Origin of the sequence: Streptomyces sp. NPDC005805, from assembly GCF_040630445.1 — a bacterium.
Classification (GTDB): Bacteria; Actinomycetota; Actinomycetes; order Streptomycetales; family Streptomycetaceae; genus Streptomyces.
This window is the reverse complement of sequence record NZ_JBEXXN010000007.1, coordinates 109,401-123,814: the sequence shown is the minus strand read 5'-3', so window position 1 is coordinate 123,814 and position 14,414 is coordinate 109,401. Positions and strand designations below refer to the sequence as shown.

Genomic DNA, 14,414 nt, shown 5'->3' with positions numbered 1-14,414 from the left:
CCCCGCGGCTCAGAGCCCTTCGAGGTCCAGCCCCAGATCGAGGACGGCGGGCCCGCCCCCGCCGGTGAGCGGCTGTTCCGCCCAGATGACCTTGCCGTTGGCCGCGTACCGGGTACCCCAGCGGTCCGCGTACTGCGCCACCAGGAACAGGCCCCGGCCCCCTTCGTCCGTGCTGGCCGCCTGCCGCAGATGCGGGGAGGTGCTGCTGTGGTCGGAGACCTCGCAGATCAGGGTGCGGTCGCGGATCAGCCGGACCAGGATGGGGCCCTCCGCGTAGCGGATCGCGTTGGTGACCAGTTCGCTGAGGATCAGCTCGGTGCTGAACGCCAGTTCGTCCAGGCCCCATTCGCCCAGCTTCTCGGTCACCGCGGAGCGGATCCGCCGCACCGCCGCCGGGTCCGCCGGGACCTCCCACAGGGCGGTGCGGTCCGCGGGGAGGACCTTGGTGCTGCCCACCAGCAGGGCGATGTCGTCCCTGGGACGCTCCGGCACCAGCTCGGCGAGGACGTGCTCGCAGATCTCCTCCGGGCTGCCCCCGGCGCACTCCTCCAGGGTGCGGCGCAGCAGCTCCAGACCCTCGTCGATCTCCCGCTCGCGGTCCTCGACCAGCCCGTCCGTGTAGAGGACCAGCCGGCTGCCCTCGGGGAGGGTGAGATGCAGCGTCTCGAACGGCAGACCGCCCAGCCCGAGCGGCGGACCGCCCGGCACGTCCGCGAACTCGGCCCGGCCGTCCGGATGCAGCACCACCGGCTGGAGGTGCCCGGCGCGCGCGATGCTGCACCGGCCGGACACCGGGTCGTAGATGGCGTAGATGCAGGTGGCGCCCGTGACCCCCGCCTCGCCCGGGCCGTCGGTCTCGTCCTGGTCGATCCGGGCCACCAACTCGTCCAGATGCCACAGGAGTTCGTCCGGCGGAAGATCGAGGCTGGAGAAGTTGTGCACGGCCGTGCGCAGCCGGCCCATGGTGGCGGCCGCGTGCAGCCCGTGCCCCACCACATCGCCTACCACCAGGGCGACCCGCGCCCCGGGCAGCGGGATGATGTCGAACCAGTCGCCGCCCACCCCGCCCAGACCACCGAGGCCCGCCTGCGCCGGCCGGTAGCGGTAGGCCACGTCCAGGCCCGTCTGCTCGGGCAGCACCCGCGGCAGCAGACTCCGCTGGAGGGTCACCGCCATGGTGTGCTCCCGCGAGTAGCGGCGGGCGTTGTCGACACTCACCGCGGCCCGGGCGACCAGCTCCTCGGCGACGGAGAGGTCCTCCTCCTCGAACGGCTCCGCCGTCCGCGACCGCCAGAACATCGCGACCCCGAGGATGACCCCCCGCGCCCGCATCGGCACGGCGATCATCGAGTGCATCCCGCTCTCCACCAGCCGCGCGGCCCGCCCCTCGTCCTGGCGCTGCCAGCCGCCGAGGGCGGTGAGATCGGCCTCCAGCACGGCCTCGCCCTTCGCCAGCCCGGTGCCCATCGGCGTGGAGCGGACGAAGCGGATCGCGTGGCCGACGGGGTAGAGGGCGGTGTCGTCCGGGCCGCCGATGGCCACCCGGCGCATATCGGTGTCCGCGCCGGTCACGGTCGGCTCCTCGCCCCGCAGCACCGTCTCCACCAGGTCCACGGAGGTGTAGTCCGCGAACCGGGCGGCCCCGAACACGGCCAGCTCCTCACAGGTGCGCACCACGTCGAGGGTGGTGCCGATCTCCGTGCCCGCGTCGTACAGCAGGGTCAGCCGGCCCCGGGCCACGTCCGCCCGGCCGCTCAGCGCGGACAGTTCGGTGGTGTCGCGCAGGGTGGCGACGGTCCCGGGCGGGCCGCCCGCCTGGTCGGTGGTGCGCTGGTTGACGGCGAGCAGCCGGTCGCCGACCGGGATCACCTCGTCGGTCGCGTTCCGGCCGGAGGAGAGCAGCCGGGAGATCTGCGGGTCCAGGCCCAGATCGCCGGCCGGGCGGCCGTCCACATCGGCCGGCAGGTGCAGCAGCCGCCGGGCTTCGTCGTTCGCCAGCAGAATCCTGCCGTCGCCGCCGACGATGATCACGCCTTCGCGTACGGCGTGGAGTACGGCGTCGTGGTGCTCGTACATGCGGGTCATCTCGACCGGCCCCAGGCCGTGGGTCTGGCGCCGCAGCCGGCGGGTGACCAGCGCGGTGCCGCCCGTGGTGAGCACCAGCACCACCCCCGCGGCCCCGAAGAGCAGCGGGAACTGGTCCTCGGCCACACCGCTGACCTTGTCCAGGGTGATGCCCGCCGAGACCAGCCCGACGACCGAGCCGTCCGCGCCGCGCACCGGGACGGTCGCCTGCACCAGGGGCCCGATCGTGCCGGTGAGCTTCTCGGTGACCGCCTCGCCCGCCAGCGCGGGGGCGATGTCGCCGACGAACCGTTTCCCGATGCGGTCGGGGATGGGGTGGGTGTAGCGGATGCCGTCGGTGTTCAGCACCACGACGAAGTCGACCCCGGACCGTTTGCGGGCCTCCTCGGCCTTCGGCTGGAGGACGGCGGACGGGTCCGGGCCCTTGAGGGCGGCCTCCATACCGGGGGAGTTGGCGAAGGTCTCGGCGACGGCGATCGACCGGTTGAGCGCCTCGCGCTCGCTGCCGGTGCGCGACTGGAGGACCAGTGCGGCCATACCGGCGGCGACGAGCAACACCACGATCGCCACCTGCAGGAGAAAGACCTGGCCTGCGACAGTTCTCATGCGCAGAACCGAGCGCGGGCGGCCGTAGCGTCCGGCCATAAGCTCTTTGTACACCTCCGGCACACGGTGGGCGAACGGCGGGGACCGCCGCCGAGCTGCCGTTTTCGGTGTCCGGCGGCTTGGATCACCCAGCATGCCAAGACCGCGGCCCCGGCACCCGCCAATCGCGCAACTCGTTCCGGCGAACTCGGCGCGGGGCGGGGGTGCGCGTGCTGCCCGGGGCCCGGCGGGCCGCCCGGAACCCGGCGCGCTCAGGGGCCGGCGGGTGGCGCCGAACCCGGCGCGCTCAGGGGCCGGCGGTCTCGTCCTCGTCGATGACGTGCATCGCCGCCTCCTCCGCCGAGGCGGCCCCGCCGTCGATCCCCACGTCCCGCGCGACCACGTCGTTGTGCCGGCGCGGCGCGATGTCGTCCACGGCCGCCAGGCGGCCCGCCCGGTCGCGCCCCGCGGCCCCGTCGAGGAGTTCGCCGTCACCGCCCGCCAGGTCCCCGAGACCGTCCCCGTCCGGGGCGGCCGTCTCCGGCAGCTCCTGGGCGAGGCGCTGCTCCAGGGTCTCGCCGCGCCGCAGCTCCTCGCCGGTGGTGCCGTGCCGGCCCACGACCAGGGGACGGTCGAGCGGGGAGTAGCCCTCCTCCATGATGTCGTCCAGGCTGCGCTCGTCGAGGACGTTCTCCAGATCGAGGTCATCGCTCGGACGGTTCTGCACATCGGAGTGCTCGGGCTGGTACACGTCGTCGCCGCGCCCCTGGTCGTCCCGTGCAGTGTCGTCGTCGGCCATGGCCTTTCCCTCTCCGGTGTCCTCTGCCGAGTGTCCTCGTGGACGGGCTCCCCGGGCGCGGGGACCGCGAGGTCCCCTCCTACGATCTTGACGCGGCGGCGGTACGTCCGCGCGCTCAACGGAAACAGATACGGAACCAAGACCACCGGGGGAGCCGTGGCCGGCAGCGGAACGCGATCGAACACGGGCGCCGCCCGCCGTCTGACGGACGCCCTCCAGCCCAGAAACGTCCTGGTCACCGGCATGCTCGCCATCGGCCTGGCGGCGGCCGGTGGCCACTGGACGGGCGCGCCCTGGGGCCTGCTGGGCGCGCTCTGCGCGGGCATCGTGCCCGCCGCCTACATCGAGCGGGAGCGGCGGCGCGGCACCTGGGGCGACCGGCATGTGGTCGACCGCACCCAGCGCGCCCCGATCTTCCTGGTCATCCTCGGCTCGCTCGCCGCGGGCTCGGCCCTGATGCTGGCCGGCGGCGCGCCGCGCGGGATCGTCCTGTCGATGGCCGCGCTCTGGGCGATGACCGTGGTCCTGCTCGCCGTGAACACCGCGTGGAAGATCAGCGTCGACTCGGCGGTCTGCGCGGCGATGGTCGCCCAGCTCGCCGCCGTGCACACGCCCTGGTGGCTCTGCGCGGCGCCGCTCGCGGCGGCCGTGTGCTGGTCGCGGGTGGCGCTGGGCTACCACACGGTCGCGCAGACCGCGGCCGGGGCGGCGCTGGGCGCGGCGACGGTCGCGGTGTTCGCGGCGGGGTAGCCCCGGACCGGACCGGCACACGGCCGCCGCGAGCGGCGAAGGAGCACCCGGGCCCGCCCTACTCGCGGCCGGGACCATCCGGCCGGGTCCGGGCCCGGCACGCGCGGCCCGCCCCGCCCCACTCGCGGCCGGGGATCAGGGGGCGAGGCGGCGCAGCCGCAGGACGTTGTCCCGGCGCAGCCCGGGGGTGCCGTCCGGGCCCTTCTGGGGGCGCTCGAACTCCTCGCTGCGCTCGACGCGCCATTCGCCGTCCGGCAGCCCGAGGGCCGTGTGCACCTCGGCCGGGGTCGGGAAGCGCATCCCGTGGTGGGCGGCCTCCTCCCAGGCGCCCGCGTCGGCGTGCCCGACGACGAGCAGCACACCGCCGGGCGCCACCGCCCCGGCCGCCCGCCGCAGGATCTCCTCGCGCGGCAGCTCGCCCATCGAGTACAGGTAGTGGGCGGAGACCAGGTCGTAGGAACCCTCCGGGAAGGTCACGGCGAGGTCGTGCCACTGCCAGTCCACCGCCTCCCCGGCACCGGTCTCCCGGGCGTGTCCGGCCGCGCGCTCCAGCGCCACCCGGGAGATGTCGACGCCCGTCACCCGCCAGCCCCGGCCTGCCAGCCAGACGCTGTCCGCGCCCTCGCCGCAGCCCAGGTCCAGGGCCCGGCCCGGCGGCAGCGCGCCGGCCTCGGCGACCAGCGCCACATTGGGCTCGCCGCTCCAGACCCGGTCCTTCTCCCGGTAGCGGGCGTCCCAGCTCTCGGGCCCGTCGTAGCCGAGCACCGACCGCTCGTCCCCGCTCCCGCCGTTCCGCCCGCCGGCGCGGCACCGCCCGTCCCCGCCCCGGTCCGCGGGCGACTTCGCGCGGCGCAGGGCGACGGCCCGGCGGGTCTCCTCGGCGACGAGGTCGGCCACGATCGCGCCGCCCGCCCGGTTCCCGGCGGCGGCCGAGCCCACCACCTGCTCCGTCACCTCGGTGACATTGCCCGCCGCCCACACGCCCGGCACCCGCGTCGCCCCCGTCGGGTCGGCCTCGATCCGGCTGCCGATGACGGCCCCGTTCATCACCACGTCCACGGGCGTCAGCCCGAGACCGCCGAGGACCTCGGTGCGGGCGGTGAACCGGGGTGCGACGACGAGGACTTCGCGGGCGACGGTCCGGCCGTCCGCGAGCCGGACGCCCGTGAGCCGCCCGTCCTCGGTCGCCACGCCTGTCACCCGGCCGTCCACCACGGCGACGCCCCGCGCGGCGAGTTGCTCGTACTCCTCCTCACCGGGCTCCGGGCCCTCGTGCAGGAAGAGGGTCACGTCCGCGGACCACTGGCGCCACAGCAGCGCCTGGTGCACGGCGAGCGGCCCGGTGGCGAGGACGCCGACCGCCCGGTCGCGCACCTCCCAGCCGTGGCAGAACGGGCAGTGCAGCACGTCCCGGCCCCAGAACGCGTCCAGCCCCGGCACGTCCGGGAGTTCGTCCACCAGCCCGGTGGCCACCAGCAGCCGGGCGGCGGTGACCGCCGAACCGTCCGCGAGCCCCAGCCGGAAGGCGCCGCCGGCGGTACGCTCCGCCGACGCCACCCGGCCCTCGCGGATCCGGCCGCCGTACCCCTCGACCTCGGCGCGGGCGATGCGCAGGAGTTCGGCGGGCGGGGTCCCGTCGCGCGTCAGGAAGGCGTGCACGTGGCCCGCCGGGGAGTTGCGCGGCTGCCCCGCGTCGATCACCAGCACCGAGCGCCGGGCGCGGGCGAGGGCGAGCGCCCCGGCCAGGCCCGCCGCGCCGCCGCCGAGGACCGCCACGTCGACGTGCTCGTCCCCGGGCGGTTCCGTCTCCTGGTGCACCGGCCGACTGGTCATGGCTCGTACCTCCTCCGTACCGCGGCACCGCTGCGTACCGCCACCGCTGTCGTCGTCACCGCGATACTGCGGCGGGGGTGCGGGAGGCGGCAAAGAACCTTGCCGGTTCGGCAAAAAACCGGGCCGGACGCGGGCCGCCGGCGCCTCAGCCCCCGTCGGCGAGGCCGCCCGTGCCGTCCGCGCCGTCCCCGTCACGCGTGCCGTCCGTGCCGTCCGGCTCCGGAGATCCGTCCGCCCGGCCGGGGGTGTCGGCGACCCAGGCGCGGCGGACGTAGTCGTAGTCGTACGCGGCCCCGCCGCCCGTCCCGCCGGTCCGGAACGGGCGGCCGCCGTCGTCGACGCGCACCGTGCCGCCGCGGCCGCCGCTGCTCCAGCGCACCTCCAGATACCAGGAGCAGTCGCAGGCGACCGTGCGCGCGCTGACGAGCAGCGACTCGGGCTCCGTGGCGGAGACCGCGTACGGGAAGGACACGGCGGGCAGCGGCACCCCGGAGTCGTTGCCCGCACGGGGCCGGGCGACGGGCCGCTGCCGGTCGAGGTCGACGTCGAAGAGCCGGGGCGTGAGCGCCCCGCCGCAGCCCGCGCTCATGCGGTACGCGCCGAGCGGACGCGGGCCCTGCCGCCGGACGACGCGTACGTCCACGCCCTCCACCACCACCGCCCGGGCGCCCTTCCCCTGGAGGGTGACGCGGACCATGGTCCGGCCGCCGTGCACCGCGCCGAGCGCCCCCGCCCAGGACGCCGCGTCCGCCGCGACGGGCGGCGGCGGAACGCTCCCGGGCGAGCGGCCGAGGAGGTACGCGTGGTCGCAGCCGTTCTGCCAGACATGGTCGTCGGCGGTCCAGGTCAGGGGCACGGCCGGACCCGCCGCGGAGGGGCCGGGCACCGGTCCGGCATCGGGGCTGCCCGCCGCGCCGCCCTTGCCCGGGGCCCGCCGCTCGCCGTCCGCCGGGGGTGGCGCGGTCCGCGTGCCGGGGGAGGGGGACGCCGACGGCGCGGGGCCGGTGGGCGGGGCGGGAGCACCGGCCGGGGGCGGTGTCCCCGGGCGGAGGGCCACCTCGCCGCCCTGGCCCGCCGCGAGGTGGCGCACCCCGGCCACCAGACCGAGCGCGGCGGGCACGGCCGCCACGGCGAGCGCCAGCGCGACGGGTTTCCGCAGCCGCCGCCCCGGCCGGGGCAGGACCCAGGCCGCCGCGGGCGCGAGGGAGGTGGCCGGCACCGCCTCTCCCGACGGCTCGTCACGTCCCCTGCCACCGCCCGCGTCGGTATCCCCCGGCCCGCCGACCGCGACCGTGTTCGTCTCCTGCGACCCCCTGCCCGCGACGAGGGCGGCCTGCGCCTTGCTCGTCCCCGGTTCCATCCGCCGGCGCCGGTCCTCGTCGGCCAGCAGCCACAGCCGGTGCAGCTCGACGATCTCCGCGCCCGCACAGCCGCAGAACCGTGCCAGGCGCTCCACCGGGGCGAACTCCATCGGGACCGTCCGGCCCGTGCAGTAGCGGTGCAGGGTCGCCGCGCCGAGGCCGACCCGGCGGGCCAACGAGCCGTAGCTGCGCCCCGATCCGGCGCGCAGCGCGTCCAGCCGCTCGGCGAAGGCCCGCCCCGCCACCCTCGCGTCCCGGTCCGCGCCGTCCCCGCCGCCCACGCTGCCCCCGCCGTCCGTACGCGCCGTGCCGTCGGCCATGCCGCTCCTTCTCCCCGCTCGTTCCTGAGGCCGTTTCACCCCTTGCAGAAAGTCCACGTCACCAGGGGTGAAACGGTTCCACCGTGTCAGCGGACGGGTGGGCGCTTGCCCGGCGTCGGCGCGGCGCCGACGCTGGTGGAGACCAACGGCCCGGAGCCCGCACGGACTCGGGGCCACCACGAACGATCACGGGATGAGCCAGACATGAACCGCATCCGCACCGCCGCCGTTTCCGCGGCGGTCGTTGCCGTCACCGCCGCCTCCTTCACGCCCGCCTCCGCCGCCCCCGCGCCGCGCTTCCTGTCGCCCGGTCAGCTTCCGGCCGCCTCCACGCCCTGGACTGCGGACTCCATCCGCAAGGGCGCGCCCGACGAGCGGTCCTGGTGCACTGCCAAGGCCACCCCTGCCACGGGGACGCGCTACCGGGACTTCCGGACCGAGCTGGACACCACCGCCCGTCAGACGATCACCGTCGCGTCGACCGAGGCGAAGGCCGCCGAGCTCGCCGCCAAGCTCCGCCGGGCGGTCGAGACCTGCCTCCACAGGATGAAGGCGCAGGACCCGGGGCTGAAGGGGAAGACGATCCACCACGGCCGGATCGCGGTGGAAGAGGGAGCGAACGTCTACAGCATCGACACCTCGCACCCGAAGGCCGGCGCCAACGACATCGCTCTGTTCTCCGTGGGGCGCGACGGGCGGGCCGTGACCGTCGTCGAGTGGGGTCAGATGGGCGACCTGTCCGGGGTGCCGCTGGCGGGCTTCCGGCTGACCACCTCCCGCGCGGTCGCCAAGCTGTACTGATCGCGCACCGGACACGGGCCGGGGCGGTGACGGACTCCCTCGGGCCCGTCGCCGTCCCGGCCCCGCGCGTGTGCGCGGGTGCGGGCGAACCTCTCCAACGGCGAAGAGGTCTACAACCCGGCCCCGCGCGTGTGCGCGTGTGCGGGTACGTCAGTGGGAGCGGGGCGCGTACATGATGACTGCCATGCCGGCGAGGCAGATCAGCGCGCCGATCACGTCGAAGCGGTCCGGCCGGTAGCCGTCGGCGACCATGCCCCAGGCGATGGACCCGGCCACAAAGACGCCGCCGTAAGCGGCCAGGATGCGGCCGAAGTTGTCGTCGCTCTGGAAGGTGGCGACGACCCCGTACAGGCCCAGCGCGATCACCCCGGCGCCGATCCAGACCCAGCCCCGGTGCTCGCGCAGCCCCTGCCACACCAGCCAGGCGCCCCCGATCTCGAAGAGCGCGGCGACGGCGAACAGGGCGACGGAACGGGCGACGAGCACGGGCTTCCTCCGGGGCGGACGCGGCACCGGTCCGCCACGTCGTGAACGCGCCCACGGTAGCCCGCGCCCGGGACACCGCCTGCCCCGGCCCCGGCGCCGAACCCCCGCCCCTCGAAGCCCGTCCGCCCCGTCCCGGCCCGGCGCCCCGCCTCGGGAACGGCCGGCGCCGAAGGCCCGCGCCTGGGGGCGCTTCCGCCCCTTAAGACAAGTCGGCCCCCAGCGGGGGCACGGTCGCGGTCGTCGGGCCGCGGACCGCTTCGATGACCGCGTCGTGCAGGTCCCGGCTCGCCCGCTCGCTGGGGCACGGCGCCGGGCTGCCGGACACGGTGAACCAGTCGGCCGCGCCGGTGTACTGCACAGTGACGGACGCCTCGCCGTCGACCCAGGTGGTGTGCACGGTGAGGTCCCCGGTCACGACACCGACCTCTTCGGTCAGGACGCCGCCGTGTCCGGAGTACACACCGGGTGTGGTCCAGGATGCCCAGCTCATGCATCCAACGTCACACCCTTCCCGCTTGATCGCTACCGGCGGGACGGGGATTTGTCGTGCCGGTTCAGCAGAGAACGCGGAGCGCTCCGGGCTGGACCCGGACGGTGACCGGGAGTTGCCCGTCCACCTCGCCGTCCGCGCCGTACGGAAGGGGGCGCTCCGCCTCGATCCGGATCTCCTTGCCGCGCAGGACCTCCACCTGTGGACGCCGTAGGTGCGCACCGGTCTTGAGCTCGTTCATCATCGCGAAGAACAGCCGCTTCGGGGCGTGGTGGATGACGACCACGTCCAGGGTGCCGTCGTCGAGCCGGGCGCCCGGCGCGATCTGCCTGCCGAAGCCGTAGTAGCCGGAGTTGGCCGCCACCACGGTGTAGCCGCGCCGCTCGTGGAGGACGCCGTCGACGGTGATCCGGTAGGACGCGGGCCGCCAGGCGGCGACCGCGCGCAGCCCGCCCGCGTAGTAGGAGGCCGCGCCCCGCAGCACCCGGGACTCGTTGGCGTGCCGGTTGGCGACCGCGTCGACGCCCGCGTAGACGCTGCCGAGGACCGACTCCCGCCCGTGGGCGGCCGAGTCGACCTCGATGGTGTCCACCGGGCGGGCCTCCCCGTCGAGCAGGACCCGGGCGAGGGCGTCCGGGTCGGTGGGCAGCCCGAGGGCGCGGGCGAAGTCGTTGCCCCGGCCCGCGGGCACCAGCCCGAAGACCGCGCCGGTGCCGCTGAGGGCGCCGCCGACGCAGCCGGCCATCCCGTCGCCGCCGACCGCGAGGACCGCGTCCCCGCGCTCGCCCGCCTCCCGGGCGAGTTCGCGGGCGTGGTCCAGGCTGCGGCTGTAGCGGGTCTCCAGCCCGGCCCCGGCCTCCCGCAGGAGCCGGGCGAGCGGGAGCAGGGCCGCCGTGCCGCTGGAACGGCCCGCGGCGGGGTTGACGACGGCGGTGAACTGTCGCATGGGTGCGCCTCCGGGCGGCAGGGGGTCGGCGGTGCGGGGGGTCTCGGGGTCGCGGATCAACGGACGGGGACGAGGACTCCGGGGCTGAGCACCCCGGCGGGATCGGTCTCCGCCTTGACGGCCTGGAGCATACGGACCCCCAGCGGGCCGATCTCCCGCGCGTACCAGTCGCGGTGGTCGGTGCCCACGCCGTGGTGGTGGCTGATGGTGCCCCCGGCGGCGATGATCGCGTCGTTCGCGGCCTGCTTCGCCTTCTCCCAGTGGGCGACGGCGTCCTCGCCCTGGGCGGAGACGACCGTGAAGTACAGGGAGGCGCCGTTCTCGTAGACGTGCGAGATGTGGCACATCACCAGCGGCGGTGTGCCGGCCCCGGTGAGAGTGGTGGTGAGGGCGTCACGGACGGCCGCGTAGAGGCCGGGGAGGGCGGACCAGAAGGCGGCGGTCTCCAGGGTCTCGGCGAAGGCGCCCGCGTCCAGCAGCGCGTCCCGCAGGTAGGGGGCGTTGTAGCGGCCGTGCTCCCAGCGTTCGCCGGGTTCGGCGCCGAGGGGTTCGCCGCCGCAGGCGAGCAGGACCTCGCGGGCCTTGGCGCGGCGGTCCTCGGTGTCGGCCCCGGTGCCCTCGTAGCCGGTGACGGCGAGGCAGCCGGCGGGCTGGGGGGTGTCCGTGCCGCCGATGGCGTCGGGCTGGGCGAGGCCGATGAAGGTCTCGGTCTCGTCGGAGAGGCGCAGCACGGTGGGGCGCGGGCCGTCCTGGGCGAGACGGCGCAGGGCCGTGGAGCCGGCCTCGAAGGAGGGGAAGCGCCAGCCCTCGTGGATCCGGCGCTCGGGCAGCGGGCGGATGCGCACGGTGACGGCGGTGATCACGCCGAACGCGCCCTCGGAGCCGAGGACGAGCTGCCGCAGGTCGGGCCCGGCGGCGGAGCGCGGGGCGCGGCCGGTCTCCAGGGTGCCCTCGGGGGTGGCGAGGGTGAGGGCGAGGACCATCTCGTCGAAGCGGCCGTAGCCGGCCGATGCCTGGCCGCTGGAGCGGGCCGCGGCGAAGCCGCCGACGGAGGCCCACTCGAAGGACTGCGGGAAGTGGCCGAGGGTCCAGCCGCGCTCGTTGAGCAGGGCCTCGCAGGCGGGGCCGCGCAGGCCGGGCTCCAGGACGGCGGTGCGGGAGACCTCGTCCACCGAGACCAGCCGGTCGAGCCGGCGCAGGTCGAGGGCGACGAAGGGGCGGTCGGTGTGCGGCGCGAGCCCGCCGACGACGGAGGTGCCGCCGCCGAAGGGCACCGCGGCCAGCCCGTGCGCGGCGCAGGCGGTGAGGACCGCCAGCACCTCGTCGTGGCTGCCGGGCAGCACCACGGCGGCCGGGATGTCGTCCACCTCGCCCGCGCGGATGCGCAGCAGGTCGGGGGTGGACTTGCCGCGGGTGTGGCGGATGCGGCTCTCGGCGTCGGTGCGGACGTGCTCCGGGCCGCCTGTGGCCTTCGCGAGGGCGGCGCGGGCCTCGTCGCCGAGGGGCGAGGGCGGCGCGTCGATGCCGTCCAGCCCGGCGGGGCCGCTCTCGCGGGGGGTGACGCCCAGCAGCTCGCGCAGCAGTCCGGTCACGGTCTCCGGCAGGGGGGCCGCCTTGGCCGGGTCGCCCCAGCCGCTCCACAACATGTCCACGTCGTACCTGTCCTCACCGTCGGGGTGTGCGGGGATCCGCGGGGAGCGCGGGGGTTTCGCGGGGCGTGCCCGGAGTCCGTCCCGGGGGTGCACTGCCGCGCGGCCCGCACTGGCATTACACTGTGACAGATGACGCCCATTCGTCACAACCAGTCGGACGCAGACACCGTGCTCGACGCCGCACGCGACTGCGTCCTCGCCGTCGGCGTACGGCGCACGACCCTCACCGACGTCGCCCGCCGCGCCGGGGTCTCCCGGATGACGCTCTACCGGCGCTGGCCCGATGTGCGCACCCTCGTCGGCGACCTGATGACCCGGGAGTGGATCGAGATCGCGGTCGGCGCCATGCCGGACACGGTCCCCGGCGCCCCCACCCGGGAACGGATCGTCGACGGACTGGTCGGCGGCGTCGAGGCGTTCCGCGCCCACCCGCTCTTCCACAAGATCCTCGACGTCGACCCCGAACTGCTCCTGCCGTACCTCCTCGACCGGCGCGGCACCAGCCAGGACGCCCTCCTCGGGCTGATCTCCGCCGGCCTGGCGGAGGGGCACGCGGACGGCTCCGTCCGTCGTGTGCACACCGACCTCCAGGCCCGGTCCCTGCTCCTGGTCGTGCAGTCCTTCGCCATGTCCCTGCGCACCATGACCGACGAGGACGACCCCGCGCTGACCGACGCGGCCTTCCTCGACGAGCTGCGCACCCTCCTGGAGAGGACCCTCGCCCCATGACCACCCCCGCCGCCCCCGCCTCCTCCCTGAACGCCGCCCGCCGCGCCCGGGACCTCGCCGCCCTCGCGGACGGGGCCGAGGTGGACGTCCTCGTCGTCGGCCTCGGCGCCACCGGAGCGGGCGCCGCCCTGGACGCGGCCGCCCGCGGGCTGCGCGTCGCCGCGATCGACGCCCACGACCTCGCCTTCGGCACCTCCCGCTGGAGCTCCAAGCTGATCCACGGCGGCCTCCGCTACCTCGCCACCGGGCAGCTCGACGTCGCCCACGAGAGCGCGGTGGAACGCGGCATCCTCATGGAGCGCACCGCACCCCATCTGGTCCGCGCCCAGCCCTTCGTCCTCCCGCTGACCCCGCTGGTCAGCCGCGGGCAGGCATCCCTCGCCCGGGCCGGGTTCCGCGCCGGCGACCTGCTGCGTGCCGCAGCCCGCACCTCCCGCGCCACCCTCCCCGCGCCGCGCACCCTCTCCGCGGTCGAGACCCGGCACCTGGCACCCGCCCTGCGCCCGGCCGGGCTGCGCGGCGGACTGCTCTCCTGGGACGGGCAGCTCACCGACGACGCCCGCCTGGTGACCGCGATCGCCCGCACCGCCGCCGCGCACGGGGCCCGGATCCTGACCCGGGTCCGGGCCCTCTCGTTCACCGGCGCCGGCGCGCTCGTCCGCGACGAACTCACCGGCGAGGAGCTGCGCATCAGGGCCCGGACGGTGGTCAACGCGGCCGGGGTGTGGGCCGGCGGCCTGGTCGACGACATCCGGCTGCGCCCCTCCCGGGGCACCCACCTGGTGCTGCGCGCCGACGCCCTGGGCGAGCTGTCCGCCGGGCTCCACATCCCGATCCCGGGCGAGCGGAACCGTTTCGTCCTGGTCCTTCCGCAGGGCGACGGGCGGGTCTACGTCGGCCTCACGGACGAACCCGTCGACGGGGAGGTGCCGGACGTTCCCGAGGTCCCCGAGACGGACATCGGCTTTCTGCTGGACGTCCTCGGCTCCGCGCTCGACGTCTCCCTGGGCCGCGCGGACGTGGTCGGCGCCTTCGCGGGGCTCCGGCCGCTGCTGGACACCGGCGACGGGCCCGGCCGCACGGCGGACATCTCCCGCCGCCACGCGGTCCTGACCTCGCCCGGCGGGGTGGTCACCGTCGTCGGCGGCAAGCTCACCACCTACCGGCGGATGGCCCAGGACGCGGTGGACGCGGCGCTCGCCGCGGGCGGGCTGACGGCGGGGCCCTGCCGCACCGCGGCCCTCCCGCTCGTCGGCGCGGCCCGCCCGGCGGCCCTCGCCGCCCTCGACGTCCCGCGCCGCCTGGTCCGCCGCTACGGCGCGGAGGCCCCGGCGGTCCACGCCCTGGCCGCCACGTCCCCCGACCTGTCCCGCCCGGTGGCCCCCGGCCACCCGGTCACCGGCGCCGAACTCCTGTGGGCGGTCCGCCACGAGGGCGCCCTCGACGTCTCCGACGTCCTCGACCGCCGCACCCGCATCGGCCTCGTGGGCCCGGACCGCGAGGCGGCGACGGAGGCCGCGGAGGCGGCCCTGGCCGCGGTGTGACGGGGCCGGGCCGGGCGGGGGCGGATGCCGCTC

General features: G+C 76.0%; 12 protein-coding genes. 4 read left to right on the top strand and 8 right to left on the bottom strand.

Going from position 1 to position 14,414, the window contains the following annotated elements; all coding sequences use genetic code 11:
- Window positions 1–9: 9 nt before the first annotated feature.
- Entirely contained in the window at window positions 10–2,730 is a 2,721-nt protein-coding gene (locus tag ABZ457_RS06760; RefSeq protein ID WP_359154637.1) for a SpoIIE family protein phosphatase, read from the bottom strand.
- A gap of 247 nt (window positions 2,731–2,977) precedes the next feature.
- A complete protein-coding gene (locus ABZ457_RS06755; protein WP_359154635.1) occupies window positions 2,978–3,469 on the bottom strand; it encodes a DUF5709 domain-containing protein in 492 nt (163 codons plus the stop codon).
- A gap of 243 nt (window positions 3,470–3,712) precedes the next feature.
- Here ABZ457_RS06755 and ABZ457_RS06750 point away from each other — a divergent pair, with 243 nt between their 5' ends.
- Entirely contained in the window at window positions 3,713–4,219 is a 507-nt protein-coding gene (locus tag ABZ457_RS06750; RefSeq protein WP_359154686.1) for a hypothetical protein, read from the top strand.
- A 135-nt stretch (window positions 4,220–4,354) separates the two neighbouring features.
- Here ABZ457_RS06750 and ABZ457_RS06745 read toward each other — a convergent pair whose 3' ends face one another.
- Together ABZ457_RS06745 and ABZ457_RS06740 are read right to left on the bottom strand one after the other, a co-directional pair.
- Entirely contained in the window at window positions 4,355–6,052 is a 1,698-nt protein-coding gene (locus ABZ457_RS06745; RefSeq protein ID WP_359154632.1) for a bifunctional NAD(P)/FAD-dependent oxidoreductase/class I SAM-dependent methyltransferase, read from the bottom strand.
- Window positions 6,053–6,197: 145 nt separating this feature from the next.
- A complete protein-coding gene (locus ABZ457_RS06740; protein ID WP_359154630.1) occupies window positions 6,198–7,733 on the bottom strand; it encodes a helix-turn-helix transcriptional regulator in 1,536 nt (511 codons plus the stop codon).
- A gap of 204 nt (window positions 7,734–7,937) precedes the next feature.
- Here ABZ457_RS06740 and ABZ457_RS06735 point away from each other — a divergent pair, with 204 nt between their 5' ends.
- Window positions 7,938–8,534, top strand: a complete 597-nt coding sequence (locus ABZ457_RS06735; protein WP_359154628.1) for a hypothetical protein — start codon at window positions 7,938–7,940, stop codon at window positions 8,532–8,534.
- Window positions 8,535–8,684: 150 nt separating this feature from the next.
- Here ABZ457_RS06735 and ABZ457_RS06730 read toward each other — a convergent pair whose 3' ends face one another.
- From ABZ457_RS06730 to ABZ457_RS06715, 4 genes are all read right to left on the bottom strand, one after another.
- Window positions 8,685–9,020 carry a YnfA family protein gene (locus tag ABZ457_RS06730; protein WP_359154626.1) on the bottom strand — a complete coding sequence of 112 codons (336 nt, stop codon included), beginning with the start codon at window positions 9,018–9,020 and terminating at the stop codon, window positions 8,685–8,687.
- A 199-nt stretch (window positions 9,021–9,219) separates the two neighbouring features.
- Window positions 9,220–9,510 (bottom strand): hypothetical protein, encoded by a 291-nt coding sequence (locus ABZ457_RS06725; RefSeq protein ID WP_359154624.1) that lies wholly within the window; start codon window positions 9,508–9,510, stop codon window positions 9,220–9,222.
- Window positions 9,511–9,574: 64 nt separating this feature from the next.
- Window positions 9,575–10,456, bottom strand: coding sequence for a YegS/Rv2252/BmrU family lipid kinase (locus ABZ457_RS06720; RefSeq protein ID WP_359154622.1), 882 nt, complete (start codon window positions 10,454–10,456; stop codon window positions 9,575–9,577).
- A gap of 56 nt (window positions 10,457–10,512) precedes the next feature.
- Window positions 10,513–12,108 carry an FAD-binding oxidoreductase gene (locus tag ABZ457_RS06715; protein WP_359154620.1) on the bottom strand — a complete coding sequence of 532 codons (1,596 nt, stop codon included), beginning with the start codon at window positions 12,106–12,108 and terminating at the stop codon, window positions 10,513–10,515.
- A 129-nt stretch (window positions 12,109–12,237) separates the two neighbouring features.
- Here ABZ457_RS06715 and ABZ457_RS06710 point away from each other — a divergent pair, with 129 nt between their 5' ends.
- Both ABZ457_RS06710 and ABZ457_RS06705 read left to right on the top strand, forming a co-directional pair.
- A complete protein-coding gene (locus ABZ457_RS06710) occupies window positions 12,238–12,837 on the top strand; it encodes a TetR/AcrR family transcriptional regulator (protein ID WP_359154618.1) in 600 nt (199 codons plus the stop codon).
- Window positions 12,834–14,381: a glycerol-3-phosphate dehydrogenase/oxidase gene (locus ABZ457_RS06705; protein WP_359154616.1), complete on the top strand. Its 1,548-nt coding sequence runs from the start codon at window positions 12,834–12,836 to the stop codon at window positions 14,379–14,381. The genes ABZ457_RS06710 and ABZ457_RS06705 overlap by 4 nt, the downstream gene beginning before the upstream one ends.
- The last annotated feature ends 33 nt before the right edge of the window (window positions 14,382–14,414 follow it).

Bases quoted from the DNA above. Each gene is read 5' to 3' on its own strand.
- ABZ457_RS06740 (WP_359154630.1), bottom strand. From the start codon at position 7,733: ATGGCCGACGGCACGGCGCGTACGGACGGCGGGGGCAGCGTGGGCGGC.
- ABZ457_RS06755 (WP_359154635.1), bottom strand. From the start codon at position 3,469: ATGGCCGACGACGACACTGCACGGGACGACCAGGGGCGCGGCGACGAC.
- ABZ457_RS06735 (WP_359154628.1), top strand. From the start codon at position 7,938: ATGAACCGCATCCGCACCGCCGCCGTTTCCGCGGCGGTCGTTGCCGTC.
- ABZ457_RS06720 (WP_359154622.1), bottom strand. From the start codon at position 10,456: ATGCGACAGTTCACCGCCGTCGTCAACCCCGCCGCGGGCCGTTCCAGC.
- ABZ457_RS06705 (WP_359154616.1), top strand. From the start codon at position 12,834: ATGACCACCCCCGCCGCCCCCGCCTCCTCCCTGAACGCCGCCCGCCGC.
- ABZ457_RS06745 (WP_359154632.1), bottom strand. From the start codon at position 6,052: ATGACCAGTCGGCCGGTGCACCAGGAGACGGAACCGCCCGGGGACGAG.
- ABZ457_RS06725 (WP_359154624.1), bottom strand. From the start codon at position 9,510: ATGAGCTGGGCATCCTGGACCACACCCGGTGTGTACTCCGGACACGGC.
- ABZ457_RS06760 (WP_359154637.1), bottom strand. From the start codon at position 2,730: ATGGCCGGACGCTACGGCCGCCCGCGCTCGGTTCTGCGCATGAGAACT.
- ABZ457_RS06710 (WP_359154618.1), top strand. From the start codon at position 12,238: ATGACGCCCATTCGTCACAACCAGTCGGACGCAGACACCGTGCTCGAC.
- ABZ457_RS06750 (WP_359154686.1), top strand. From the start codon at position 3,713: ATGCTCGCCATCGGCCTGGCGGCGGCCGGTGGCCACTGGACGGGCGCG.